General features: G+C 63.4%; 23 protein-coding genes. 7 read left to right on the top strand and 16 right to left on the bottom strand.

Annotated features, from left to right (window positions below; all coding sequences use genetic code 11):
• The first annotated feature begins 61 nt into the window (after positions 1 to 61).
• Both AC1RQ5_RS18200 and AC1RQ5_RS18205 read left to right on the top strand, forming a co-directional pair.
• Positions 62 to 439, top strand: a complete 378-nt coding sequence (locus tag AC1RQ5_RS18200) for a response regulator (protein ID WP_398476761.1) — start codon at positions 62 to 64, stop codon at positions 437 to 439.
• A 73-nt stretch (positions 440 to 512) separates the two neighbouring features.
• On the top strand, positions 513 to 749 hold the full coding sequence (locus AC1RQ5_RS18205; protein ID WP_493200793.1) for a GIY-YIG nuclease family protein: 237 nt from the start codon (positions 513 to 515) through the stop codon (positions 747 to 749).
• A gap of 224 nt (positions 750 to 973) precedes the next feature.
• Here the strand turns inward: AC1RQ5_RS18205 and surE are convergent, their stop codons facing one another.
• Positions 974 to 1,741: a 5'/3'-nucleotidase SurE gene (surE, locus tag AC1RQ5_RS18210; protein ID WP_493200794.1), complete on the bottom strand. Its 768-nt coding sequence runs from the start codon at positions 1,739 to 1,741 to the stop codon at positions 974 to 976.
• Positions 1,742 to 2,068: 327 nt separating this feature from the next.
• Here surE and AC1RQ5_RS18215 point away from each other — a divergent pair, with 327 nt between their 5' ends.
• Complete coding sequence (locus tag AC1RQ5_RS18215; protein ID WP_493200796.1) at positions 2,069 to 2,485, top strand: hypothetical protein; 417 nt, start codon at positions 2,069 to 2,071, stop codon at positions 2,483 to 2,485.
• A gap of 15 nt (positions 2,486 to 2,500) precedes the next feature.
• On the opposite strand, the gene serS is transcribed toward AC1RQ5_RS18215, so the two are convergent.
• The 11 genes from serS to AC1RQ5_RS18270 all read right to left on the bottom strand — a co-directional run bounded on the left by serS (position 2,501) and on the right by AC1RQ5_RS18270 (position 14,071).
• Complete coding sequence (gene serS, locus AC1RQ5_RS18220; protein ID WP_493200797.1) at positions 2,501 to 3,805, bottom strand: serine--tRNA ligase; 1,305 nt, start codon at positions 3,803 to 3,805, stop codon at positions 2,501 to 2,503.
• Between the two features lie 78 nt (positions 3,806 to 3,883).
• Positions 3,884 to 4,228 carry a hypothetical protein gene (locus AC1RQ5_RS18225; RefSeq protein WP_493200799.1) on the bottom strand — a complete coding sequence of 115 codons (345 nt, stop codon included), beginning with the start codon at positions 4,226 to 4,228 and terminating at the stop codon, positions 3,884 to 3,886.
• 67 nt (positions 4,229 to 4,295) lie between these two features.
• Positions 4,296 to 5,099, bottom strand: a complete 804-nt coding sequence (gene tatC / locus AC1RQ5_RS18230; protein WP_493200801.1) for a twin-arginine translocase subunit TatC — start codon at positions 5,097 to 5,099, stop codon at positions 4,296 to 4,298.
• Positions 5,096 to 5,617 (bottom strand): Sec-independent protein translocase protein TatB, encoded by a 522-nt coding sequence (gene tatB / locus AC1RQ5_RS18235; RefSeq protein WP_493200802.1) that lies wholly within the window; start codon positions 5,615 to 5,617, stop codon positions 5,096 to 5,098. Before tatB ends, tatC begins: the two co-directional genes overlap by 4 nt.
• Before the next feature lie 82 nt (positions 5,618 to 5,699).
• A complete protein-coding gene (locus tag AC1RQ5_RS18240) occupies positions 5,700 to 5,939 on the bottom strand; it encodes a twin-arginine translocase TatA/TatE family subunit (protein WP_398476747.1) in 240 nt (79 codons plus the stop codon).
• Between the two features lie 141 nt (positions 5,940 to 6,080).
• Positions 6,081 to 7,343: an SMC-Scp complex subunit ScpB gene (gene scpB, locus AC1RQ5_RS18245; protein ID WP_493200804.1), complete on the bottom strand. Its 1,263-nt coding sequence runs from the start codon at positions 7,341 to 7,343 to the stop codon at positions 6,081 to 6,083.
• 21 nt (positions 7,344 to 7,364) lie between these two features.
• The gene (locus AC1RQ5_RS18250; RefSeq protein WP_398476742.1) at positions 7,365 to 8,195 is read right to left on the bottom strand and encodes a segregation and condensation protein A; all 831 of its coding nucleotides are present in this window, start codon (positions 8,193 to 8,195) and stop codon (positions 7,365 to 7,367) included.
• Positions 8,192 to 9,217, bottom strand: coding sequence for a beta-N-acetylhexosaminidase (gene nagZ, locus AC1RQ5_RS18255; RefSeq protein ID WP_493200806.1), 1,026 nt, complete (start codon positions 9,215 to 9,217; stop codon positions 8,192 to 8,194). The genes AC1RQ5_RS18250 and nagZ overlap by 4 nt, the downstream gene beginning before the upstream one ends.
• 46 nt (positions 9,218 to 9,263) lie before the next feature.
• The gene (locus tag AC1RQ5_RS18260) at positions 9,264 to 10,763 is read right to left on the bottom strand and encodes an SPOR domain-containing protein (RefSeq protein ID WP_493200807.1); all 1,500 of its coding nucleotides are present in this window, start codon (positions 10,761 to 10,763) and stop codon (positions 9,264 to 9,266) included.
• A gap of 118 nt (positions 10,764 to 10,881) precedes the next feature.
• A complete protein-coding gene (gene argS / locus AC1RQ5_RS18265; protein ID WP_493200809.1) occupies positions 10,882 to 12,684 on the bottom strand; it encodes an arginine--tRNA ligase in 1,803 nt (600 codons plus the stop codon).
• A gap of 172 nt (positions 12,685 to 12,856) precedes the next feature.
• Positions 12,857 to 14,071, bottom strand: coding sequence for a deoxyguanosinetriphosphate triphosphohydrolase (locus tag AC1RQ5_RS18270; protein WP_493200811.1), 1,215 nt, complete (start codon positions 14,069 to 14,071; stop codon positions 12,857 to 12,859).
• Between the two features lie 97 nt (positions 14,072 to 14,168).
• Between AC1RQ5_RS18270 and erpA the strand changes: the two genes are divergently transcribed.
• Entirely contained in the window at positions 14,169 to 14,516 is a 348-nt protein-coding gene (gene erpA / locus AC1RQ5_RS18275) for an iron-sulfur cluster insertion protein ErpA (protein ID WP_398476732.1), read from the top strand.
• Positions 14,517 to 14,602: 86 nt separating this feature from the next.
• On the opposite strand, the gene AC1RQ5_RS18280 is transcribed toward erpA, so the two are convergent.
• A complete protein-coding gene (locus AC1RQ5_RS18280; protein ID WP_493200813.1) occupies positions 14,603 to 15,838 on the bottom strand; it encodes an FAD-dependent oxidoreductase in 1,236 nt (411 codons plus the stop codon).
• A gap of 219 nt (positions 15,839 to 16,057) precedes the next feature.
• Here AC1RQ5_RS18280 and AC1RQ5_RS18285 point away from each other — a divergent pair, with 219 nt between their 5' ends.
• Positions 16,058 to 17,101, top strand: coding sequence for a Rieske 2Fe-2S domain-containing protein (locus AC1RQ5_RS18285; RefSeq protein WP_493200815.1), 1,044 nt, complete (start codon positions 16,058 to 16,060; stop codon positions 17,099 to 17,101).
• A 7-nt stretch (positions 17,102 to 17,108) separates the two neighbouring features.
• Here AC1RQ5_RS18285 and AC1RQ5_RS18290 read toward each other — a convergent pair whose 3' ends face one another.
• Positions 17,109 to 17,483 (bottom strand): nuclear transport factor 2 family protein, encoded by a 375-nt coding sequence (locus AC1RQ5_RS18290; RefSeq protein ID WP_493200817.1) that lies wholly within the window; start codon positions 17,481 to 17,483, stop codon positions 17,109 to 17,111.
• Entirely contained in the window at positions 17,480 to 18,973 is a 1,494-nt protein-coding gene (locus AC1RQ5_RS18295; protein ID WP_493200819.1) for a caspase family protein, read from the bottom strand. Before AC1RQ5_RS18295 ends, AC1RQ5_RS18290 begins: the two co-directional genes overlap by 4 nt.
• 258 nt (positions 18,974 to 19,231) lie before the next feature.
• Here AC1RQ5_RS18295 and AC1RQ5_RS18300 point away from each other — a divergent pair, with 258 nt between their 5' ends.
• A complete protein-coding gene (locus AC1RQ5_RS18300) occupies positions 19,232 to 19,561 on the top strand; it encodes a hypothetical protein (protein WP_398476721.1) in 330 nt (109 codons plus the stop codon).
• A 28-nt stretch (positions 19,562 to 19,589) separates the two neighbouring features.
• On the opposite strand, the gene AC1RQ5_RS18305 is transcribed toward AC1RQ5_RS18300, so the two are convergent.
• Entirely contained in the window at positions 19,590 to 21,467 is a 1,878-nt protein-coding gene (locus AC1RQ5_RS18305; RefSeq protein ID WP_493200821.1) for a tetratricopeptide repeat protein, read from the bottom strand.
• A 225-nt stretch (positions 21,468 to 21,692) separates the two neighbouring features.
• On the opposite strand from AC1RQ5_RS18305, the gene AC1RQ5_RS18310 reads away from it, so the two are divergent.
• Positions 21,693 to 24,995, top strand: coding sequence for an autotransporter domain-containing protein (locus AC1RQ5_RS18310; protein WP_493200822.1), 3,303 nt, complete (start codon positions 21,693 to 21,695; stop codon positions 24,993 to 24,995).
• Positions 24,996 to 25,015 lie beyond the last annotated feature (20 nt).

A 25,015-nucleotide genomic window follows, 5' to 3' on the forward strand; every position in this document is an offset into this window, starting at 1 on the left:
GCGATTGCGCTTAAAGGCAGAATTTGCGACGTTCCGTAGGGATCATGCAGGGAAAGCGGCCATGACTGAAGCGAACCAGCCGGGCGGCTCTGTCTTCCTTGTCGAAGACGAGGTGATGATCCGCATGATGGTCGCCGACATGCTGGAAGACCTCGGCTACAGCGTCGCCGCCGAAGCCGGCGACATCACCGAGGCCACCCGCCTCGCCGGCAGCACCGAATTCGACGTCGCGATCCTGGACGTGAACGTCAACGGCAAGGTGATCTCGCCGGTGGCGGAAGTTCTTGCGGCGCGCGGCAAGCCGTTCATTTTCGCGACCGGCTATGGCGCCCAGGGCCTGCCCGAAGATTTCCGCGATCGGCCGACATTGCAGAAGCCGTTCCAGATGGAAACGCTGGCACAGGTGCTGGCCGCGACGCTGAAGGGCGTGACGGTTTAGGTTTTCCCGAAATTGACAGACGAGAGATGGACGTCATCCTGAAGCAGGCATCGACCGGCTTTGGGGAATGGCGATGGGTGTCTTCGTCTACATGCTGCGGTGTGCTGACGGCTCACATTATGTGGGCAGCGCGACGGGCGACGACCTGCAGCCGCGCATCGATCAGCACAACGCCGGGACCTTCAAGGGATACACCTACACGCGGTGGCCGGTTGTCGTGATGTGGTGCGATTATTTCGACCGGATCACGGACGGGATCGCGGCTGAGCGGCAGTTGAAGGGCTGGAGTCGCGCGAAAAAGGAGCTTTGATCAAATCGGATTGGGCGACGGTCGAAGCACTCGCGAAACGTCGCGGCGGAAAGCCGCGCTGAACACGCCTCCTTCGAGGCTCGCTACGCTCGCACCTCAGGATGACGGTGGAGTATGCGGCGAAGCGCCGAAAGAGTCTTCAGTAGACACCGCAAACTCTCCCGTCATCCTGAGGCGCCGCCGCGCAGCGGCGGCCTCGAAGGACGGCCGCAAGCACTGACGCTTCACCCCAACGCTTTGCTCAACGCCGCGCTGAACGCCTCGTCCGTGCGGTCCAGCCGCAAAGGCGTCACCGACACATAGTGTGCAGCCAAGGCAGCCAGGTCAGTCCCTTCCGGCGGCGCTTCTGCTGCAACGATGCGCTCAAAGCCGATCCAGAAATACGGATTGTTGCGCCCGTCGCGGCGCTCATCAATGCGCAAAAATCCCTGATTGCGCTTGCCCTGCCGCGTCACCACGACGCCCTTCACCTCCGCCGCATCACAGGCCGGGAAGTTGATGTTGATCACCGTGTTCTTCGGCACGCCGGCCTTGATCACCTTGCGCAGCACATCAGGACCGTAAGCAAGCGCCGTTTCCCACTGCGGTGCATTGCGTGTCGCCATGGAAAATTCCTGGCTCAGCGCCACCGACGGGAATCCTAAAATCGTACCCTCCAGCGCGCCGGCGATGGTGCCGGAATAGACCACGTCCTCGGCGACATTCCGGCCCTTGTTGACACCGGACAGCACCAGATCCGGCTGCTTGTCCTTGAGGATATGCCGCGCGCCCATGATGACGCAGTCGGTCGGCGTGCCACGCACGGCATAGTGCCGCTCGCTGACTTCGCGCAGGCGCAAGGGATCGTTCAGCGACAGCGAATGCGACACGCCGGACTGATCCAGCTCTGGAGCAACGACCCACACATCATCAGACAGTTGCTTGGCGATCTGCTCGATGATCTGCAGGCCGAGAGCGTGAATACCGTCGTCATTGGTGCAGAGAATGCGCATGCGCGTCAGCCCTTTCGATCTTGTTGGATCTTGGCCGACCCGGCCGCGGCGGACTTTTTGCCAGCAAGGGCAGGCTTTTGCCACCCCCTATTCATCGCTGCCCGGTGTGCATTCGCGCCATATTTCCGGCACACGGGAACCAGCCCGCCCCAAGCGCAGTTCTTCTCAAAACAATGAGTAATGGCGCGTTTCGGACATCAGCGCGCGGCCGCAAATGGCTTGGCCGCAGCGCCTATCGAGGCGACAAAAATGGTCACGCTGCTTGATCGGCGAATCTTATTGGGAGGTCTGGCTGCTATCGCTGCAGTGGTGGCTGGGTGGCTGTTAATGCCAAGTTTCGCGAAAGCGCCGCAGCCCGACCTGACATTGAATCTCGCCGTTGCCGCCCCGCCTGACAACGGCACGCCCCCGGAAGCCAATCCTGCCAAACTGGCGGAGACGTCCGAGGCTGTCGATCTTAATCGCGTCAGCCTGTCACGCCAGTCGTTTCGCCGCGGCGGCATGGGATCGCGGGCGATGATGACCTTCACGGTCCGCAACGCCAATGCCTATGATATCAAGGATCTCGAACTGCTTTGCGCATTCAGGAGTCGCGACGGCCGCTACGCCACCGAGCGTCGCAAGCTGGTGGCGGAGACCATCGCGATGAAGAGCCGCAAGGCATTTCCCATGACGCTGGTCGGCCACGTCAATGTCCGCGCCGAGCGAGCGAAATGCGCGCTCGTGACTGCGAGCCGCGCATAATGCATCAGGCGAAACTCAGTTCGCCTGAACAACCTTCAGCCCGCCCATATAGGGCTGCAGCACATCCGGCACCGCGATGGAGCCGTCTTCCTGCTGATAGTTCTCGATCACCGCGATCAGCGCGCGGCCGACCGCCGTGCCAGAGCCATTCAGCGTGTGCACGAAACGCGGCTTGCCATCCGGCCCGCGCGACCGCGCATCCATCCGGCGCGCCTGGAAATCGCCGCAGACCGAGCAGGACGAGATCTCGCGATAAGCACCGCCCTCGCCCTGGCCCGGCATCCACACTTCGATGTCATAGGTCTTCTGCGCGGCAAAACCCATGTCGCCGGTGCACAGCGTCATCACGCGATAATGCAGGCCGAGCTTCTTCAGCACTTCCTCGGCACAGGACAGCATGCGCTCATGCTCGTTCCTGCTCTCCTCGGGCGTGACCACCGACACCAGTTCGACCTTGGTGAACTGATGCTGCCGGATCATGCCGCGCGTATCGCGGCCAGCGGCGCCGGCTTCGGCGCGGAAGCATGGCGTGAGCGCGGTGAAACGCAGCGGCAGTTCTTTCTCGTCGAGAATGGATTCGCGCACGAGATTGGTCAGCGGCACTTCGGCGGTGGGGATGAGCCAATAGCCCTGTCCTTCGCTGCCGAGCGCGCCCGCTGCGAACTGATCGTCGCGAAACTTCGGCAATTGCGCCGTGCCGAACATCGCATCGTCGCGTACCAGCAGCGGCGGATTGACCTCGGTGTAGCCGTGCTCGTTGGTGTGCAGATCGAGCATGAACTGTCCGATCGCACGCTCGAGCCGTGCAAGGCCCTTCTTCAGTACGACGAAGCGCGCGCCCGACAGCTTTGCAGCTGCTTCGAAATCCATGAAGCCCATGGCTTCGCCGATCTCGTAATGCGGCTTCGGCGTGAAGGCGTAGTTGCGCTTGGCACCGAAATGATGGCGCTCGACATTGCCGTGCTCATCGACGCCTTCCGGCACCTCGTCGAGCGGCAGGTTGGGAATACCGGCAAGCTCGGTGCGGAGTTGTTCCTCAGCCGCCTTCACCGCGGCTTCCATCTCCGGCATCGTTGTCTTGAGCTCGGCGACCTCAGCCATCAGCGCATTGGCCCGCGCCTCGTCCTTGGTCTTCTTGGCCTCGCCAATTTCCTTGGAGGCGGCATTGCGCCGCGCCTGCGCCTGCTCGGACGCCAGGATCGCGGTCCGCCGGGCTTCGTCGATGGCCAGCAGCAACGACGACACCGCAGCCAGTCCGCGCCGCTTCAAGGCAGCGTCAAAGGCTTCGGGATTGTCGCGGATCGATTTGATGTCGTGCATAGCGGGATTCCTGAGCGAAAGCGGCCCTGAGTACCCCGAATGGCTGGGTTTTGGAACATCAAATGGGCAAAAGCGCCGTCAGTGAATGCGCTGCAGGGCCGCAAGAATGCCGACGCCGACAGCGACCACACCACCCAGCCGAATGGTCGTCTGCAATGCAGATTTTTCGATTGCGGCGTAAAGTTCGTTTCGTATGGCCTGCAGATCGGACTTCATGGCAACAGAATCTCTCAGGGAAGCGACCTCGGACTTCAGAGCAAACATCTCCGACTTCAGCTCCAGCATATCTGACTTGATCGCCAGCTCCGTCATGATGAATTGCCTCGCTGCCTCGGCATGCGCATCCGCGTGACCATCAGGGATACCGGCGTCACGCAGGCGCTTCGAATAGCCGAGCGTATCAAATGCGAAGACCATTTGCATCTCCAGCACAACGACAAGACACAACCTAAGATAGATTGCGTCGCAGTCGATTGCAAGAAGCCCGGCCCTACTCCACCGTCGTCAGATCCGTCCCGGTCGCTGCCGCAGCCCGTTTCGCTGCGTTCTTCTCCACGATCCCTACCGCGATGATCGAGCCCTCGTAGAGGACCATCAGCGGGATCGCGAGCGAGGCCTGGCTGATGACATCGGGCGGCGTCAGCACAGCGGCGATGACGAAAGCGCCGACGATGAAATAGCGGCGTTTTTCACGTAGCTGCTTCGACGTCAGCACGCCGATACGGCCGAGCAGCGTCAGGATCACCGGCAACTGGAAGGCGATGCCGAAGGCGAAGATCAGCGACATCATCAGCGAGAGATATTCGCCGACCTTCGGCAGCAGCGCGATTTGTGCCGTCTCGGCGCTACCGGCCTGCTGCATGCCCAGCGAGAACCGGATCAGCATCGGCAGCACCATGAAATAGACCAGCAGCGAGCCAAGCGCGAAGAAGAACGGCGTTGCGATCAGATAGGGCAGAAACGCGCCCTTCTCGTGCTTGTAGAGCCCGGGAGCCACGAACATGTAGATCTGCGCCGCGATCACCGGGAACGAGATGAAGCCGGCGCCGAACATCGCGAGCTTCAACTGCGTCAGGAAATATTCGAGCAGCGCGGTGTAGATGAACTTGGAATTCTCCGGGCCAGCGACCCAGACAAACGGCCAGACCAGAACGTTGTAGATCTGCTTGGCGAAGATGAAGCAGAAGATGAAAGCCACGGCAAATGCCAGCAGCGCCTTGATCAGCCGCGACCGCAGCTCGATCAGATGGTCCATCAAGGGGGCCTTCGAGGCCTCGATATCTTCGGCGCTCATAGGGCTTTGGCGTTCTTGAGGACTTCGGGATTGCCGGGCTCGGCAGATGTATTGTCGGCAACCGGCACGTCACTGGTGACGACTGGCTCGGCAGGCGTCGGCTGCACTTCCTGCGTGATGGCCAGCGGCTCGTTCACCGCATCATGCGCAGCCGCCTCGATAAAGGTGTCCGGCGTCGGCGGCTCCGGCGTGGTCGGCATCACCGGCGGCGTGGTGACATTGTCGATCTTGTCGACGGTCATGGCATCGCTGACATCCTTGGTCAGCGAGGTCATGATGTTGTTCTTGGAGAAATCGGAGGCGGCGTCCTTGACGTCATCGAACGCCTTCTTGACGTCGGCCATCTCGGCTTCGCGCATGGCCTCGTTGAACTGGCCCTGGAATTCCGAGGCCATCTTGCGGGCCTTGCCCATCCATTGCCCGACCATGCGCAACACGCCGGGCAATTCCTTCGGGCCGATGGCGATCAGCGCCACGACGCCGATGACGACCAGTTCACTCCACCCGATATCGAACATGTAACAACCTGCTCACAGGCCGGACGAGCCGTGCCTTTTGACCCGTCCGCTGCGGTCCGAATGGACCTTAGCAACCTTGACCTTAAACGGCCTTGCTGCCGACATCCGACCGGTTGGCCGTTGGCGCAGCCGGCGCCTGATCGATGGTCTTGTTCGGATCGGCTGGCTTGTCTGCCGGCTTGTCGTCGTCCGCCATGCCCTTCTTGAAGGCCTTGATACCCTGCGCGACGTCACCCATGAGGTCGGAGATCTTGCCGCGACCGAACAACAGCAGGACCACCGCGATCACGACGATCCAGTGCCAAATGCTGAGAGAACCCATCCTGCTAACCCTCCAAACACACAGCCGGCGAACCGGCCTGATCTGACCGGAACGTAGGCCGCGGGTTCGTCAAAAACAAGGACTTAACCACCGTGGAATCGCGGATGGACAAGTCGTAACGTCGCGAGCGTTAATGTCGCATCAGCGGTGATGATCGTCGTCCTCGCCCGGCTTGGACGCCTCGTCGCCGGAAGCGCCCTCGTCGGCACCATCCGCGTCGATTTCCTCGTCCTCATCGTCCTCGAAATCATCATCTTCGTCGTCGAGGTCGTCGTCGCCGTCGTCATCCTGCGCGTCGGCATCGAGTTCCGCGGTCTCCGATTCAGCCGGTTCGGCCTCGTCCTGTTCCGCCTCGGCAGTCTCTTCGCCGTCTTCAGCTTCGTCTTCGTCGACCTCGACCACGCCAAGCGCGGGAGCTTCAACCTCCTCGGGATCGATCACATCGGCGATCTCGCCGACCTCGTCGGCATCATCAGCCACCGGAACTTCGGCCAATCCGACAACTTCCGCCGTTGCCCCTTCGGCAACTGCAGTCTCGCCCTGCGCTTCGGGGAACTCCGGATCGGGTTCCGACAGCGAGAGGTGGAGCTCGCCATCCTCCAGCGGATCCTCGTCCTCGCGGAGCTGCGGATCGTCGGACGGGTTGGGAACGCTGAAGCCGGCCGGCAGGCGCGAGTCGAGCAGGCCCGTGCCCTTGAGCTCCTCGAGGCCCGGCAGATCGCCGAGCGCCTCGAGGCCGAACTGCGACAGGAACGTATCGGTGGTGCCAAAGGTCAGCGGACGGCCCGGCGTCTTGCGGCGGCCGCGCGGCTTGATCCAGCCGGTCTCGAGCAGCACGTCGAGGGTGCCCTTGGAAGTCACCACGCCGCGGATATCTTCGATCTCGGCGCGGGTCACCGGCTGGTGATAGGCGACGATGGCCAGCACCTCGACGGCGGCGCGCGACAGTTTCTTGGTTTCGCTGACCTCGCGGGTCATCAGCCAGGCGAGATCGCCGGCGGTGCGGAAGGTCCACTTGTTGGCGATGCGCACCAGATTGATGCCGCGCATGGCATAATCCGCCTGCAGCGCTTCCAGTGCCTTCTTGACGTTCACGCCATCGGGCATGCGCTTGGCGAGCGCCGACTGGTCGAGCGGCTCGGTAGAGGCAAACAGCAGCGCTTCAAGAATGCGCAGCTCTTCCGGACGCGCGGCAACTTCCGGCGCTTCGTCCGATTGAACGGCATCCTGCTGGGCAACATCGTCCGCGACGAGGTCTGCAGCGGCAGCACCTTCTGCGACCGTGTCTTCGGCGGGAATATCGGTCGGCTGCACGGCTTCGGTCGGCTGCGCAATGTCGTCCTGCTGCATGTCCTCGACCTGATCCTCGACAACGTCGATGCGTTTTTCGGCGGCACGTGCCATGTCCGGATCTCCTTCTCTCACTTACTCAGCCGGAACTTCCGGCGCCACAGGCACGGGCGGCGGGCCGACATGCTTGCGGAAATACAGGGGTGCAAATGCTTCGCTCTGGCTGAGATCGAGCGCGCCCTCACGGACAAGCTCGAGCGCCGCCGCAAAGCTCGACGCCATCACCGTGGCGCGCTGCTGCGGATCGGGCACATAGGCCAGCAGATATTCGTCGAGCCGGCTCCAGTCCTCGGCCATGCCGATCAGCCGTTCCAGCGAGGCGCGGGCCTCGCTCAGCGACCACACGGTGCGGCGGGCCAGATGGACGCGGGTGAGCACGCGCGCCTGACGCTGGGTCGCATAGGCCGACAACAGGTCATACAGCGTCGCCGTGAATTTCTGCTGCTTGATTTCGGCAATCTGTTCCGGTGCGCCGCGCGGAAAACTGTCGCGACCGAGCTGCGGCCGGGCCATCAGCTGGTCGGCAGCGCTGCGGATGGCTTCGAGACGGCGCAGCCGGTTGGCCAGCGCGGTCGCCATGTCCTCGGCGCTCGGGCCTTCTTCCTGGCTCACCACTTCCGGCAACAGCAGGCGCGACTTCAGGAAGGCGAGCCAGGCCGCCATGACCAGATAGTCGGCCGCGAGTTCCAGCCGGATCTTTCGCGCTTCCTCGATGAAGAGCAGATATTGATCGGCCAGTGCCAAAATCGAGATCTTGTGCAGATCGACCTTCTGCTGGCGCGCGAGCGTGAGCAACAGGTCGAGCGGGCCTTCATAGCCTTCGACGTCGATGACCAGCGACGGCTCGTCATTGGTGACGATCTCGGCCGGGCGTCCGGTTTCAAACGACAGAATTTCGGCGCTCATGCGCTGGCTCCCGTCCGTGCGATCAGTTGGTCGAGTTCCGCCCGGCCTGCAGCGCGGTCGAAGGGCTGTGGCTGCTGACGGGCGGCAATCGCGGCCCGGGCGCGCTCGTCAGGCTTGCCCTTGAGCAGCGGCGTTTCTTTGGCGACGGCCTGCATCTCGTCCAGCTTGCCGTTGCAGTGCAGGACGACGTCGCAGCCGGCATCGACGATGGCGCGGGTTCGCTCGGCGATGGATCCCGCCAGAGCATTCATGGACACGTCATCACTCATCAACAAACCCTGGAACCCGATACTGCCGCGAATCACGTCAGTGATGATTGTCGCAGAAGTCGTGGCCGGCCGAGTGGCGTCCAGGGCGTTAAACACAACATGTGCAGTCATCGCCATAGGCAAGTCGGCAAGCGGTCGAAACGCTTCAAAATCAGAGGCTTCCAGCTCATTCCTCGTGTTATACACGATTGGCAACTTGTGATGACTGTCGGCATTGGCCCGGCCATGCCCCGGAATATGCTTGAGCACCGGCAGCACGCCGCCAGCCGCCAGACCATCAGTGACCGCCCGCCCGATCGCCGCAACCTTGGCCGGCGTTGTGCCATAAGCGCGATTGCCGATCACGGCATCGGCGCCCTCGACCGGCACATCCGCCAGCGGCAGGCAGTCCACGGTGACGCCGAGGTCGATCAGATCGGCAGCGATGAGCCGTGAGCTGAGCCAGGCAGCGCGCAGGCCAAGATCCGGCTGGAGATCGTAGAGCGCGCCGAAGACCGCGCCAGGCGGGTAGACGGGCCAATGCGGCGGACCGAGGCGCTGCACCCGCCCCCCTTCCTGATCGATCAGGACCGGCGCACCGAGATCGCCCGTCGCTTCACGCAATTCCTCAACCAGCGCAGCAACTTGCGCAGGGTTGTCGATATTGCGCCTGAAAAGGATAAAGCCCCAGGGACGCTCGGCGCGCAAAAAGGCGCGCTCGTCAGCAGTCAAGGTAAGGCCGGATACGCCGGTGATGAAGGCTCGGGTGCTCATGGGGCCGATTAGGCCCCATCACCACGCAGGGTCAAGGAAACCGCCGTTAATTCCTTTGGACTATTCCCTGCGGCCCGCCAGCAGCTTCCAGATTCTTGCGGAACTGGAGAGCTTCGTCGGCCGACCCGAACGGACCGACCATGGCGCGGTAATATGTTCCCTTGTCGCCGAGATCAGCCTTCTTGATCAGAGCCGACCGGGAACCGAGCACCGAAGGATATTTGCCCTGCAGCGCCTTGAAGGAGGCACGGGCATCGGCATCGCTCCGCTGCGACGAGACCTGGACCACATAACCACCGGTCGCCGCCGAGGGTGAAGCGATGTCCTGTGGTGCGGTATTGAGCGCAGCCGAACGGGTCGTCGGGGCAGCAGCCGGAGCCGACTGCGGCGAGAGCGACATCGGAGCATTGGCCGCGTTGACGGCAGGTGCCGGCGCTGGTGTCGTCGGCCGGGCTGCGGCCGGACGCGCTGCCGGCACCGCCGCCGCATCCATCTGATCGCCGCGAACGGCCAGCGTCCGGATCCGGCGCGGCTCGTCGCCATTCACGGGATTGCTCGCGACCATCGGCTTGTTGGCCGGCGAGACGCTTGCCGTGGTCGGCGGATTATTGTTCTGGTTGAGCGGCGGGAACACGACGCGTGGGCCACCGGCCTTGCTGGCGTCCTGCACATTGACCGGCTGCTCCTCGCGCGGCACCAGACGCTCCTGCCCGGCCGCGAGACGATCCAGCTGCTTGCCGCTGTCATTCGACGCAGAGGTCGTCGCCGGCACGATCTTGTTCGGGCCGGGATCGGCCTTGATCACCGGCGGCTCGCCACTGCGGGTCGATCCGACAAAGGTGCGATAGGCGAAGGCGCCACCGGTGCCGACGACTGCCAGCGCAAGTACGGCAGCAATGGTCTTCATGCCGCTGCGGCGCTTCGGCGCCGGTTCTTCGGCGTAATCGTCCTGCTGATAGGCGTAGGGATCGTCCTGATACGGATCCTGCTGATAGGCCTGCCCGTGATCGGGCTGGCCATAGAGCGCATCGTCATAGCGGTTCGGATCGGGCTGATGCACCGGCTGCTCGTAAGCTTGCGCCTGTTGCGGATGACCATAGGCATCGTAGCTGGCATGGGCCTGCTGCTCATGCGCAGCATAGTCCTGCGGCGCATAGCTGGAGGCCGCATAGGCCTGCGCATCGGGATGCTGGGCCTGCTCATATTGCTGCTGCTGGAAATCGAATTCCGGCTCGACCTTCGGCTGAGCGTAATGCACGGGCTCCGGCTCGACCGGCTGCTGGGCACGCTGCGCGGCCACGCGCTGCATCCAGGGCGGCGGGGTCGGCGCGGTCTCGAACTGCTCTTCGGGCTCGTCGTGATGGGCCGGAACGGGCTCGGCGCGGCGCTGCTGGGCGGCCGGCTGGCGCGCAGACTGCGCAGCAAAGGGATCTGTCTGGCCGATCAGGCGGGCCAGTTCGGCCAAGGGATCGCCCTCGCCTTGCGCGCGCGGGTCATTGTAGCCGGCGCCTGCGGGGTAAGATCGGTTCTGGTACTGATTGGCCATGGTGATGTCACATCCCCTGCGGGAAAGCTGCCACTTCGTCGACCGGACGAAATTGCCGCCTGTCATTGACCGCTGCACACCCCCATGCAGCGACCATTCCCAAATTATTACTCAACTACTAACGCATCTCATTCGGTGCAGAGACGCCGAGAACGGCTAGGCCTGACTTAAGAACCGTAACGATGCTCTGCACGAGTGCCAGACGTGCTTTAGTAAGTTCTGCATCATTAGTGATAATGAAGCGTAAATGAGGCGCATCCCGGCCCTGGGTCCAGTGCGCATGGAAGGCGCTGGCCAGGTCGTAAAGGTAGAATGCGATCCTGTGCGGCTCGTGCGCAACCGCTGCCGCCTCGATCATCCGCGGATAGAGCGCCAGCTGCCGGAGCAGGCCGAGCTCGATGGGATCGTCCAGCCGCTCCACCGCCGCATCCTTGAGCCAGGCAATCCGCTCGGCGTCTTCCGTGGGCAGACCGGCCATCTCCGGCATCTGCTCGCGGGCGTTGCGGAAGATCGAATGGCCGCGGGCGTGCCCATACTGGACATAGAAAACGGCATTGTCCTTGGACTGCTCGATGACCTTGGCGAGGTCGAAATCGAGCACGGCGTCGTTCTTCCGGAACAGCATCATGAAGCGGACGGCGTCGGAGCCGACCTCGTCCACCACCTCGCGCAAGGTGACGAAGTCGCCCGAGCGCTTCGACATCTTCACCGGCTCGCCATTGCGCAGCAGCTTGACCAGCTGGACGATCTTGACGTCGAGCTCGCCCTTGCCGTCGGTGACCGCCTTGATGGCCGCCTGAACGCGCTTGATATAGCCGCCGTGATCGGCGCCCCAGACGTCCACCATCTTGTGGAAGCCGCGGTCGACCTTGGTCTTGTGATAGGCGATGTCGGAGGCGAAGTAGGTGTAGCCGCCATTCGACTTCAGCAGCGGACGATCGACGTCGTCGCCGTAAGCGGTGGCGCGGAACAGCGTCTGCTCGCGGTCCTCGTAATCATCGACCGGCTTGCCCTTCGGCGGCGGCAGCCGGCCTTCATAGACGTCGCCCTTGCCGCGCAGGAAATCGATGGTCGCCCCGACCAGATCGGTCGCCCCCGTGATCAGCGAACGCTCGGAGAAGAACACTTCATGGCTGATGTTCAAAGCGGCGAGATCGCCCTTGATCATCTCCATCATCATGTCGATGGCTTTTGCGCGGGTGATCGGCAGCCACTGGTCTTCCGGCATATCCTTCAGCGTAGCGCCATGCTCCGCAGCCAGGGCCTGCCCGACCGGCTGCAGATAGTCGCCGGGATACAGCCCTTCCGGGATCTCGCCGATGGCTTCGCCGAGCGCCTCGCGATAGCGCAGGAATGCCGAGCGGCCGAGAACATCGACCTGCGCGCCGGCGTCGTTGATGTAATATTCGCGGGTGACGCTGTAGCCGGCGACATCGAGCAGGCTCGCCAGCGCATCGCCGAACACGGCGCCGCGGCAATGGCCGACATGCATCGGGCCGGTGGGATTGGCCGAGACATATTCGACATTGATCTTCTCGCCACCGCCGACCGCGCTGCGGCCATAGACATCGCCGTCGCGCAGCACGGCGCGCAGCGCATCAGCCCAGACCGACGTCTTCAGCGTCAGATTGATGAAGCCGGGACCGGCGATATCCACCGACGTGATGAGATCATCGGCGCGCAGCTTGGCGGCAATCGCCTCAGCGAGATCGCGCGGCTTGGCTTTCGCCTCCTTGGCCAGCACCATCGCGGCATTGCTCGCCATGTCGCCATGGGACGCATCCTTGGTCGGCTCGACGACGATACGCGACAGATCGATGCCGGACGGCAGCACGCCGTCGGTGATCAGGTCGTTGCAGATCGCATGCACGCGGGCGAGCACATTGGCGAACAGATGCGGCACTGGGGCAGAAGTGGTCATTACTGTACGGAACCAGCTTGCGCCGGGACTCAGCCGGCAGGAACGGAATTAGGTCTGGATAGCGGTTTCGCGGGCCTTGCGCCAATGTCTTTGCAAATGCGAGACGAGGCCGGCCGGCGGATCGCATCGGGATAATTTTCTCAATCCCGATAGGCACTTAACAGGGAACCGCCTAGCGCAATTCCGGAGTCGAGTCAAAGAGCCGGATATGCTCGGTGATCGCAAAACGATCGGTCATCCCCGCGATGAAATTACCGATCCGGCGCGCCTGCTCGGCCTCCGATTCCGCCTCGCCGGTCGCCCCTGCCTGCCATTCCGGTGGCAGATCGCCGGGCTCGCGCGTGTAGCGGGAGAACAGGTCGGCCACCAGACATTCGGCCTCGACCATGACGCGCATCACGCGCGGATGGCGATACATGCCCGTCCAGAGGAAGGACTTGATCGCCTTCTCGGCCCCTGCAGCCTCGGCCGAGAACGCGATGAGCTGCCGGCCGCAATGACGGACCTCCTCGGCAGACACCGGCCTGACCTCATCCAGCCGGCGCTGGGCCTCGCTGACGACGGCGCCGATCAGATAGGAGATCAGCTCGCGCACCAGCTCGGCGCCACGCCGGTCCTGATCGAGGCCGGGATAGCGGCGATCGATTTCGGCCACGATGCCGGCAACCAGCGGGATGGTCCTGAGATCGTCGATGCTGAACAGGCCCGCGCGCAGGCCATCATCGATGTCATGGGCGTCATAGGCGATGTCGTCCGCGATCGCCGCCGCCTGCGCTTCCAGCGAGGCAAAACTGCCGAGTTCGAGATCGAGTTTCTCGTTAAAGGCGACGATGCCAAGCGGCAGGCCATGCTGCGCATAGCGTTGAAGCGGCAGGCCATTCCGGCCCGTCAGCGGGCCATTGTGCTTCACGATGCCCTCGAGGGATTCCCAGGTGAGGTTGAGCCCGTCGAAACCGGGATAGCGGTGCTCCAGTGCGGTGACCACATGCAGCGCCTGCGCATTGTGATCGAAGCCGCCATGGGCTTCCAGGCAGGCATCCAGCGCCCGCTCGCCCGCATGGCCGAAAGGCGGATGTCCGAGATCGTGGGCCAGCGCCATGGTTTCGGTAAGATCTTCGTCGAGGCCGAGTTGCCGCGCCACCGCGCGGGCGATCTGGGCGACTTCCAGCGTGTGCGTCAGACGGGTGCGGTAATGATCGCCCTCGTGGAACACGAAAACCTGGGTTTTATGCTTCAGCCGCCGGAAGGCCGTGGAATGGATCACCCGGTCGCAATCGCGCCGGAACGCACTGCGCGTCCGGCTCGGGGCTTCCGGGAACAGCCGGCCGCGGCTCTGCGCGGGATCGCAGGCATAGGGCGCCTGGGGAGCTGCCATTCCGACCGACAAAGCTGTTTATCCTTGATCCAATTGATTCCGCGGGCTGCCGCACTTAACTATGGGGCGCGGCAGATTCAAACCACCGAGTCCCGCCCTGGAGCCAGATATGACCGATACCGCCACGATCGAAGCCCCCCTCACCGTCAGCGCCAGCGCGGCGCGCCGGATTGGCGAGATTCTCAAGGCCGAAGGCAGCGGCGCCATGCTGCGCGTTTCCGTCGAAGGTGGCGGCTGTTCGGGTTTTCAATACAAGTTCGACGTCGAGCGCGCCAAGGCTGAAGACGACGTGGTGATCGAGCGGGATGCCGCCGTTGTGCTTGTCGATCCGTCGTCGGCACCGTTTCTGGCCGGCTCTGAACTGGATTTCGTCGATGACCTGATCGGCGCATCGTTCCGGGTGGTCAATCCGAACGCGACAGCGTCCTGCGGCTGCGGGACGAGCTTCTCGATCTGAAACGTAGGGTGGATGAGCGCAGCGTAATCCGCCGCGGAGTTTCAGTGACGAACTCGGCCGGCGGATTTCGGCTGCGCCTCATCCGCCTACGCCTCGGGCGAGCGCACATGCTCCGGCCTGACACCAATCGCTAGAAACCGCGCCGCAAGTCCCTGCAGCCACGGCACCGCATTGACGACGCGCATGAACAACGGCGGCGTCAGCGGCTGATCGCCGGGCGCCAGCGCGCGGCTGATGATGTTCTTCTGCATCACCACCTGCATCGCCTGCGTGGCGCGCATCGGGAATTCGCGGCGCCGGCGCACGGTGTCGAGATCGTCCTCGCTCACCGGCCCCTTTTGCAATTTCGCCGCCAGCAGATTGGCGGTGGCGACGGCGTCCTGCACGGCGATGTTCACGCCGACCCCGCCGACCGGCGACATCGCATGTGCGGCATCGCCGATGCAGAGCAGGCCCGGCAGATGCCAGCGCGTCAGGCGATTGATGGCGACGGTGAGCAGCTTGACGTCGTCCCAGCTCTTGAGGTCGTCGATATGCGCCGCCAGGATCGGCGCCAGCCGGGACACTTCCCCGCGGAAGGCCTCGATCCCCCTGCCCTTGACCTGGTCAAAATGGTTCTTGGCGATCACATAGGCGCATTGCCAGTAGTCGCCGCGATCGATGGTCACCATCATCTTGCCCGGCTCGAGCCGCGCGAACACGCTTTCGGTCTCCGGCCCCTTGGCGATGCGAAACCAGAGAATGTCCATCGGCGCGGCGATGTCCTCGACCTCGAGCTTTGCGGCCGGACGCACCACCGAATGCCGGCCATCGCAGGCGACGACAAGATCGGCGCGGATCTCGATCGGCCCCTGCTCCGTCACGGCTTTGACGCCGACGACCTGTGCACCCGACCAGACGAGATCGGTCGCCTCGGTCTTCATCATCACCTTGAGATGCGGAAAGCGCTTGCCCTTGTCGCGCAGGAAATCGAGGAAATCCCATTGCGGCATGAAGGCGATGAACGGGTATTTTGCCGATGTCCGCGCGATATCGACGATACGCAGTTTGTGCGTGCCGAAATAGCCGTCCATCTTGGCGATGCGGTCGTGCTTGATCTTGAGAAAATCGTCGATCAAGCCGAGTTCGTCTATCACCTGCAGTGTCGAGGGATGCACCGTGTCGCCACGGAAATCGCGGAAGAAGTCGGCGTGTTTTTCCAGCACGATCACATCGACGCCGGCACGGCCAAGCAGATAGCCGAGCATCATGCCAGCCGGCCCGCCGCCGACGATACAGCAGCGTGTCGTCACATTCCCGGCTGCTGTCGCGCCCATCACCATCTCCCGCATTCCATTTTGAGCTGCAGGGTGGCGGAGCGACGGATCGCCGTCAACAAATCGCAGCGCGAAGTCCCGCGTCGGAAACCTATTGCGCTCGAAAACGCCGCATCCCGCGCTCAAAATTGCCACTTCATGTCGATCCCGATCTGAGTAAGAATAGGTCGAGAGACTTTGATCCGGCGCAATCGCCGCTCGTCAGGAGACGCGTGGATGATAGACTTGGCCATCAAACCGGTCGCATCGCAGCGGCTTGGTTTTCCGAGAGACCTGAGCTTCGATCCTCAGGACTGGACTGTGCTCTCGCACTACTGGTACCCGGTCGCGCGCAGCGACGAGCTTGCCGACAAGCCGGTTCAGGCGACGTTGCTCGATGTCGATCTTGTGGTCTATCGCGCGGCTGGCCGCGCCATCGCCGCCCGCAATCTCTGCGTCCACCGCGGCACCCAATTGAGCCTCGGCTGGGTGGAGCACGACACCATCGTGTGCCCCTATCACGGTTTCCGCTACGGTCCCGACGGACGCTGCCGATCGGTCCCGGCCCATCCGGATCTTCCGATCTCCGACAAGCTGCGCATCACGGTGCTGCCGACCATCGAACGCTATGGACTGATCTGGACGACGCTGAACGGCGAACACGACACGTTGCCGGTGTTCGAGGCCTGGGACGATCCCGATTTCCAGCCGATCATGGCGCCCACCATCGACATCAAGAGCTCCTGTGGTCGTCAGATGGAAGGCTTCCTGGACGTCGCGCATTTCGCCTGGGCGCATGTCGAGTCGTTCGGCGATCGCGACAATCCCGTCGTGCCCAGCTACCAGCTGGAGCGGACATCATTCGGCATTCGGGCCAACTATCTGAGCTCTGTCAGCAACTATCCGAAGCAACTCCGGCATCTTGCGCCGGACGGTTTCGAATGGCTGCGCGTCTTCGATGTGTTTCCGCCGTTCTGCGCGAAGCTGACCGTGCATTTTCCGGATAACGGCCTGCTCTCCATCCTGAACGCACCATCGCCGATCTCGGCACGGAAGACGCGCCTGTTCTGCCCGCTGGCACGCAATTTCGGCAAGGACGGTCCGCTCGACGACGTCCTCGCCTTCAATCTGCAGATCTTCAACGAAGACCGCGTGATCGTGGAATCGCAGAAGCCGGAAGATCTGCCGCTGGACATGCAGATGGAGACACATATTCCGGCCGACCGAACCTCGATCGCCTATCGCAAACTGCTCAAGTCGATCGGTCTCGGATCGAACTATACGAGCTGATCGACGATCAGGTTGCCGGCAGCGGCGTGCTCTGAAAGGTCAGCATCCGCCAGCGGCCATGCTGACGGGTCCAGACCACCGTGGTGCGGCTGTTGAGTTGTCGCAATTGCCCGGCGATCACCACCTCGCCCGTCATGCGCCCGGTGATCAGCGCGGCATCGCCTGTCACGCGAATGTCCTGATCGAGAAAGTTCAGTTCGCGATAGTCGTAATGCTTGGCGGCGAGCCGCTCCAGATAGAGCGCCTTGCGCTCCATCACCGCATTGGAATGAGTGTAGCTGAGATCGTCAGCGAACATCTCGTCGAGCACAGCGATATCCGCATCGAGCATGGCCTTGCGGCGGCGCTCCTCGAGTTCGGCAATCTGTTCGATCTCACTCATTTCCGGAACGTCCTGATCTCCGAGACACTACCGTCGCGGAATTGCAATTCCACCGACACCGAGCGCGCGCCGCCCGGCACTTTCATATAGATCGGCGCATCACGCGGCACCGCGATGGGATCGCGTTGATTGCAGGGCGGCAATCTCAGCACCTGATCCGGCACCGACGTATCGAAACCAAGCTTCACTTCGCGGATTGCGCAGCGATACGAGATCAGATGCGTGTAATACAGCAGGCCATTGGAGCCGCCGAATTCCAGCCAGTTCGAGGCGGTCATGTCGAGAATCTTGCGCTGGTCGCGCACCAGCGCCGCTTCCGGATCGAAGCGGATCGGAAACGGCCCCTGCATCTCGCCGGTGATGTCGATGTAGCGCACCTGCAACGTCGTCGCCGGCTCATCGGCATTCAGCTGGATCGACGGATTGGGCAATCGTTTACGCGTGCGCGGGTCCAGCGTGTCCATGAAACCGGTCTCGCGGAAATCGCCGCTGTCGCCCTTGCGCCAGGAAATGCCGAGCGCGGGATCGACGATGGAGAACACCACGGTCCAGCCGCCATTGTGGCGGGAGAAGCTGGCGATCGGTGCGTTCGGATTGTCCGGTGTGGGCAGTGGTGACGTATTCACCGGCGGCAAGGCGGCGACCTTCGGCAATTGCGATGTCGGCAGCGTGCTGGCCTGCACGGGCTCGTTCGACTTGGCCTGGCCGTTGAGGAAGACGTCGTCCACCATCTGGTCGAAATAGACCGGCACCTGGCGATGTTTCACCGTGTCGGCGAGTTCGCTCACCGTCCGGCGGGTGCGCTGGGCGATCTGCACGAGATTGAGCGACGGCTCCTGGATCTCCTTGATGAAGGTGCGGGTGAACACCGAATTCGGATCGGTGTCGTTGTTGGAAAGCCGATCGAGCGCGGTCTGACGGGGGCCGGCGGAGAAAATCGAGAACACGCCTTCCGGCAGCTGCACCATCGGTGCAAGGCCAGCGCCGCCGGCCAGCGAGCGCGTCCCTGAGCGTTCGAACGGATTGTTGCGGCAGGCATCGAAGACCAGGATGGCGCTGCGCACGCCCTTGTTCTGCAGACGATCGACGATGCGATCCGCGAGCACGGAACTGTCGCGCACCAGTTCCTCCTGCCCGGCGGTCGCCGCGGGCACGTCGGTCGGCAGCAGATAGTTCTGGCCGGTGATCTCGAAACCGTGGCCGGCAAAGAAGAAGAACGCCGTATCGCCCTTGCCGAGCGAGGTCTCGAAAGCCAGCAGCGCCTGGCTAAATCCCTGCCGCGTCTGGTTCTCGGCGACCATCACCTCGAAACCGAGCTTCTTTAGCACCTCGCCCATGGCGCGGGCGTCGTTGACGGCTTTCTGCAGCTTCGAGACGTTGCGATAATTGTCGTTGCCGACCACAAGCGCGACACGCTTCTCGGCCGATGCGGGCGATGCCACGACGATCGCGCTCATCAGCACACCGATGGTGAGTAAGAGCCGTCTCATTGTCGCATTCATGCCTGCATTCCCATTATTGCGGCGGTCCGCCGCGCGCCGATTTGCGGCGATGCCCGCCGCGCAATTGTCTACCTTGGTCGAGGCCGCAGTGCGGCCGGTTCAATCGCAGATGTAACCGGCGCGGTGCCATTTGTCTTGCATCGCAGGGTAGACCAACCGTGCCGACGACATGGGGCGATTGCCACAAAATCTGCCGCAATCTGCTATAGGCAAAGCCGATTCCGTTCGATGATTCAGGAGACCGGCGTGAAATTTCTCGTCCTCGCAACCGCTTTGCTCGCCCCTACGATCGCAGTCGCGCAAGGCGCAGCACCCACGCCGGCCCAGGCCCCTGCCGCTGCCGCACCTGCACCGCGTCCGGCCAAGCAACCCGCTGCTGCGCCAAAACAGGCGGCGAAGCCGGCACAGACGTCACTGGAGACTATGGAAATCAGCCAGGTGCTCGGCATGCGCCAGCTCGATCCGGCCACCTATGAGATCGGCGTCCGCCTGCAGGACGGCAAGGAAGTGCATCTGCGCGCCAATGCCTTCGTGATGCAGAATCTCGGCCAGCTGCTCGGCACCTACGGCAAGTAGGCGGCGACGCCCGCTTAGCTTTCGTGCGTCAGCGCCGCGGCATGCCGGCTTCGACCAGAATGTCACGCACCTTGGCCGAGCCTTCGAGATAGCGCGGGCTGGTATTTGCCGTCGGCGGCCCGATATTGTCCGCAGTGGCGCCGGGCCGCAAGGCCAGCCCCTTCAGCAGCATCGCCTTTGCTTCCGCATGGCGACCGAGCTGATGATAGGCCGTCACCAGCATGAAATGCGTGCGGCCGGTTCCCTGGGTCACCGCCAGCGAGCGTTCGAGCCATGGCAAGGCTTCGTCATAGCGTTCGAGATAGATCAGCGCGAAGCCTGCGCCCAACGACCATGTCCAGCGTGATACGGTCGGCGTGTCGTACTGATCGGCAAGCTTGAAATTCGTCACCGCCTCTTCGAAACGGCCGAGGAAGATCTGGTTGAGCCCGATATGATAGATGGCAAGCCCGTTCCACGGATCGAAAGACAGCACCCGCGCGCAGGCGACCAGACTATCGACGAACTGATTGGTGGCGCTGAGCAGGCGGCAATAGCTTTCCAGCACCGGCACATAGGTCGGCTTGACGCGCAGCACGCGCTCCATCAGCTCCTGCGCGCTCTTGCGCACGGCCTCGCGTTCGTCGGCCGGATACCAGACCATCTGGATTCCGCGCAATTGCAACGCCGCCAGCGCCGCCTGCACATCGACATTATCTGGATTATCGACCAGCGCCTTGCGCAACATGCTTTCGGCGGCACGAAAGCGCTCCGGCGTCGTGTGCACGATGGAGGCCGTTGCCTGCTCCACCGCCACCTTGGCGCTGCCGGGCGCGCCCTTGGCGCCGGCCACGGCATCGTTGAGGATCGTATTGAGGCGCAACGCTAGGGAATGACCGATGGCGGCCGCCAGCCGCGACTGCAACATGTCGCGATCGACATCGCCGCCCGCGACCGTGACGTCCGTACTCCAGGCAATTTCTCCGTTCGACGTCCGCTCCATGCGCGAGCGCAACGTCCAGTTCTGCTCGTCCTTCAACAGCTCCGTATTGACGATGTAGTCGCCGGATGGCGCCCGCCCGGAGGACGGCTCCAGCGACGCGCGCGCGGTCACCTGCGCCGGGGCGACCACGCGGATATTCTCGATCCGCGACAGGCCGGCGCTGAGGCGATCGGTGACCCCCGCCGCCATGGCGCGCATCGACGCATCGCCACCGGTGGTGACGATGGATGTCACAACGACGGTCGGGCGGACATTCCGCATCAAGGTTTGCGAGCCCAATATCGGCGCCATCGCAACACCCGCGGCCCCAAGCAGGACAGCGACGATGGCCGCCGCTATCGCGCGTCGCGACAGGCGTGGTCGCTGTGTCGGCACCGCAATCACCGCGACGCCTTGATCGGGCGGGCTGACCATGGCTTCGATGATGACGGGATCGGCAACTGCGATTGATGCATCCTGATCCGGATGTATGTGGACCACATCCGCCTCGGCCGGCGCGATCGTCGGTCGACGAGCCGCAGCATCGACGGAGTCCGACGGCGCGATCTCGGCACCGGCCGCTTCGGGTGACACGGGCTCCAGGTCGGTTTGATCGGTGCCAGGCAAGCTGCCGGTGACCAAACGGCCGGTCACCTGGGCCTCGAACAGATAGCCACGGCCGGAAATGTTGCGCAGAATCTGGCGCTGATTGTCGCCGAGCACCGCACGGATTTCGCGGATGCATTGGAAAAGACTGTCCTCGCCAACATGCACACCCGGCCAGAATCGCTCCATCAGCTCGCGTTTGCCAATCACGCGGCCCGCTTCAGAAACGAAAAAGACAAGCATATCGAACGGCTTGGGGCGCAGTTTGATGATTTCACCATCGAGCCGGCGCAATTCGGCGCGCAGCGGGTCGATCTGAAAATCGGCAAAACGCAGCACTGGACTCCCCCAAGACAGCAGGAAGCTCTGCCAGAACCCTTCGCATAACGGTAGCAGAGCCCGCTGGAACAGAAAATATCAGAAAATCTTCAGAACATGCCACTGCCATTTCTGGGTGCAATTCTAGACACTCCCCCGCGCGCGTGAGAAATACCGCCGGACTACCGGAGCGGGGTAATGGGGATGGACGCAACTATAAGGAGTGACAGACGCACGCCTGCACAAATGGCGCGTGCGGCCGGTTCGGCCTGCCTCCTGTTGCTGGCTGCTGTCGCCGCGACCGATCCCGGTCATGCCCAGGACGCCACCTGGAGCCAGACCCCTAACTCTGGCAGTCTGACGGAGCCCACCAACTGGGACGGTGGCGCGCTGCCAGGCTCTGCCCCCGGGGACACCGCCTTCTTCGGTGCATCGACCATCACCAGCCTGACGCTTGGCATGACTGTCATGGGTTTTGGCAATCTCACGCTCACATCCGGCGCTGGCGCCTACACCCTGGCCAATGCGGGCGGACTAGGCTTCGCGGGCGGCGGCATCACCATCAATGGCGGTAGCCTGACGATCACGAACAACGGCGATATCGCATTCTACGGGACCAGTTCGGCCGGCACTGCGACCTTCATCAACAATAGTGGTCACTGGCTGGCCTTCACGCAATCGTCCAGCGCAGCTGACGGAGCGATCACCAATAACGGCCGGCTTACCTTTTCCAACCAGGCCTCTGGCGGCACCGCGCATGTGACTAACAATGCCGGCGGCTGGATCGATTTCTCCGCCAGTGTCGGCCCGGCCGCCGACACCATCAACAAGATCGGCTCGATCAATGGCGCCGGTGACGTCTATCTCGGCGCCTATCAGCTGATGATCGGCGGCAGCAACCGCGACAGCGATATTTCCGGCGTCATCAGCGAATGCGGCAGCGGAAGCTGCATGGCGCCGCCGGGCGGTGTCTATGGCTCGCTCGCCAAGACCGGAACGGGCACGCTCACATTGAGCGGCGCCAACACCTATGGCGGCGGCACCAGCCTTCTCGGCGGCACCATCAGCGTTTCGTCCGACAGCAATCTCGGCATCGGCGGGGACCTCAATTTCGACGGCGGCATCCTGCGCATCACCGGCACCAGCTTCAGCGGCACCACCCGCACCATCAACTGGGGCGTCAACGGTGGTGGCTTCGACATCGCCGATGCAGCAGCCACCTTCACCCTCACGGACTCACCGCAGGTCTTCAGTGGCCCCGGCGGCCTGATCAAGCGCGGCGCCGGCACGCTCGTGATCGACAACAACCAGAATTACGAGGGCCTGACCGACGTCCAGGCCGGCACGCTGAAGGCTGGCAGCAGCGGCACGCTCGCCTTCATGAGCCGCCACAATATCGCAGCAGGTGCGACGCTGGACCTCGGCGGCACAGCAGCCCAGATCATCGGATCGCTGACCGGTGCGGGCACCGTGACCAATTCCGGTCCTGATCCCACCCTTCTCATGATCGGCTTCGATGACACTGCGGCGACGTTTGCCGGCACCATCAAGGACGGTGCTCCCGGCACGATCCAGGTTCAGATCATGAATCGCGGCACCGTCACCACCTTCACCGGCACCAATACATATACCGGCGGCACCAGCATCTGCGCCTGTTCGACCCTGCAGCTCGGCGACGGCGGCACCACCGGCTCGATCACCGGCAATGTGGAGAACGGCGGCATGCTGATCTTCAACCGCTCCAATGCCTACACTTTTGCGGGCGTCATCTCCGATTACGCGGGCGATGCGGGCACGCTGGTACAGGCCGGCCCCGGCAACACCATCCTCACCGGCCTCAACACCTATACTGGCCCGACCGTGGTCAATGCCGGTACACTCAGCGTCAACGGCTCCATCGCATCGTCCTCACTGACCACCGTGAATCCCGGCGGCACGCTGGGCGGCACCGGCACGGTCGGCGAGACGCGGATCGCCGGCGGCACGCTGGCGCCGGGCAATTCCATCGGCACGCTCAATGTGCAGGGCAATCTCGTCTTCACCGCGGCCAGCCACTACATGATCGAGGTGGATCCTGCCGGATCGGACCGCACCAATGTCACCGGCTCGGCTACGCTGAACGGCGCCACGGTGAATGCGAGTTTCGCGCCGGGCAGCTACATCACCAGGCAATATACGATCCTCAACGCCGCACTCGGCGTGAACGGCACGTTCGGTAGTCAGGTCAACACCAACCTGCCGACCAATTTCACGTCCAAGCTCAGCTACGACGCCAACAATGCCTATCTCGACCTGACGCTGAGCTATGTGCCGCCGACCCCGCCCGGCCCGACGCCGGGTCCGAACTACACACCGCTGAACACCAACCAGGGCAATGTCGCAAGCACGCTGGTCAGCTACTTCAACCGCACGGGCGGCATTCCGCTGGTGTTCGGCGCGCTGAGCCCGACCGGGCTCACGCAGGTCTCCGGCGAAACCGGCACCGGGCTGCAGCAGACCAGCATCCAGGCCATGAACCTGTTCCTCGGCCTGATCACCGATCCCACCATCGCCGGCCGCGCCGGCTTTGCGGCCGTCCCCGGCCCCAGTGCCTTTGCCGATGAAGCCCTCGCTTATGCCCCGCTCAACGGCAGGCGCAATGGCGCCGAGCGCGACGCCTATGGCCTGATGACCAAGGCCGCGCCGCGCGCACCGGTGTTCGATGCCCGCTGGAATGTCTGGACCGCAGGCTTCGGCGGCTCGCAGACCACCGATGGCGATATCGCGCAGGGCTCGAGCAGCACGACGTCGCGCACCTACGGATTTGCCGTCGGCGCCGATTATCTGTGGGCGCCGCAGACCGTCGCCGGCTTTGCGCTGTCCGGCGGCAACACCTTCTCGGTGGCGGGAGCCGGCACCGGCAGTTCGGACATGTTCCAGGCCGGCGCCTATCTCAGGCACACCACTGGCTCCACCTATGTCAGCGCGGCGGCGGCCTATGGCTGGCAGGATGTAACAACCGATCGCACAGTGACAACCGTGGGCTTCGACCACCTGCGCGGCCGCTTCCACGCCAATACGTTTTCAGGCCGCGTCGAATTCGGCAATCGCTTCGTCGAACCTTGGACGGGTGGCATCGGCCTCACGCCCTATGCGGCTCTGCAGATCACAGCTCTCGACCTGCCCGCTTATGCGGAAAGCCTGGTCGCCGGCGCCGGCAATTTCGCGCTCGGTTACGCCGCGAAGACCGTGACAGCGCCACGCGCCGAACTCGGCCTGCGCAGCGACAAATCCTTCGCGCTGGACGGCGCACTGCTCACGCTACGCGGCCGTGCGGCCTGGGCGCACGACACCAATCCAGAGCGCAGCGCGCAGGCGACCTTCCAGTCGCTGCCGGGTGCGAGCTTCGTGGTGAATGGCGCGGTCGCCGCGCGAAATTCCGCCCTCACCTCGGCCTCGGCCGAACTCGCATGGACCAACGGCCTGTCGCTCGCCGCCACGTTCGAGGGCGAATTTTCCGAAACGACCCGCAGCTATGCCGGCAAAGGCGTGGCGCGTTACACCTGGTAGCGAATGCAACGCCGTCCCAG

The organism is Tardiphaga sp. GW821-FHT12E02 (assembly GCF_058807155.1).

Coding starts and splice junctions, on each gene's coding strand:
- AC1RQ5_RS18200 (WP_398476761.1), top strand. CDS start 62: ATGACTGAAGCGAACCAGCCGGGCGGCTCTGTCTTCCTTGTCGAAGAC.
- AC1RQ5_RS18205 (WP_493200793.1), top strand. CDS start 513: ATGGGTGTCTTCGTCTACATGCTGCGGTGTGCTGACGGCTCACATTAT.
- surE (WP_493200794.1), bottom strand. CDS start 1,741: ATGCGCATTCTCTGCACCAATGACGACGGTATTCACGCTCTCGGCCTG.
- AC1RQ5_RS18215 (WP_493200796.1), top strand. CDS start 2,069: ATGCCAAGTTTCGCGAAAGCGCCGCAGCCCGACCTGACATTGAATCTC.
- serS (WP_493200797.1), bottom strand. CDS start 3,805: ATGCACGACATCAAATCGATCCGCGACAATCCCGAAGCCTTTGACGCT.
- AC1RQ5_RS18225 (WP_493200799.1), bottom strand. CDS start 4,228: ATGCAAATGGTCTTCGCATTTGATACGCTCGGCTATTCGAAGCGCCTG.
- tatC (WP_493200801.1), bottom strand. CDS start 5,099: ATGAGCGCCGAAGATATCGAGGCCTCGAAGGCCCCCTTGATGGACCAT.
- tatB (WP_493200802.1), bottom strand. CDS start 5,617: ATGTTCGATATCGGGTGGAGTGAACTGGTCGTCATCGGCGTCGTGGCG.
- AC1RQ5_RS18240 (WP_398476747.1), bottom strand. CDS start 5,939: ATGGGTTCTCTCAGCATTTGGCACTGGATCGTCGTGATCGCGGTGGTC.
- scpB (WP_493200804.1), bottom strand. CDS start 7,343: ATGGCACGTGCCGCCGAAAAACGCATCGACGTTGTCGAGGATCAGGTC.
- AC1RQ5_RS18250 (WP_398476742.1), bottom strand. CDS start 8,195: ATGAGCGCCGAAATTCTGTCGTTTGAAACCGGACGCCCGGCCGAGATC.
- nagZ (WP_493200806.1), bottom strand. CDS start 9,217: ATGAGCACCCGAGCCTTCATCACCGGCGTATCCGGCCTTACCTTGACT.
- AC1RQ5_RS18260 (WP_493200807.1), bottom strand. CDS start 10,763: ATGGCCAATCAGTACCAGAACCGATCTTACCCCGCAGGCGCCGGCTAC.
- argS (WP_493200809.1), bottom strand. CDS start 12,684: ATGACCACTTCTGCCCCAGTGCCGCATCTGTTCGCCAATGTGCTCGCC.
- erpA (WP_398476732.1), top strand. CDS start 14,169: ATGACCGATACCGCCACGATCGAAGCCCCCCTCACCGTCAGCGCCAGC.
- AC1RQ5_RS18280 (WP_493200813.1), bottom strand. CDS start 15,838: ATGGTGATGGGCGCGACAGCAGCCGGGAATGTGACGACACGCTGCTGT.
- AC1RQ5_RS18290 (WP_493200817.1), bottom strand. CDS start 17,483: ATGAGTGAGATCGAACAGATTGCCGAACTCGAGGAGCGCCGCCGCAAG.
- AC1RQ5_RS18295 (WP_493200819.1), bottom strand. CDS start 18,973: ATGAGACGGCTCTTACTCACCATCGGTGTGCTGATGAGCGCGATCGTC.
- AC1RQ5_RS18310 (WP_493200822.1), top strand. CDS start 21,693: ATGGCGCGTGCGGCCGGTTCGGCCTGCCTCCTGTTGCTGGCTGCTGTC.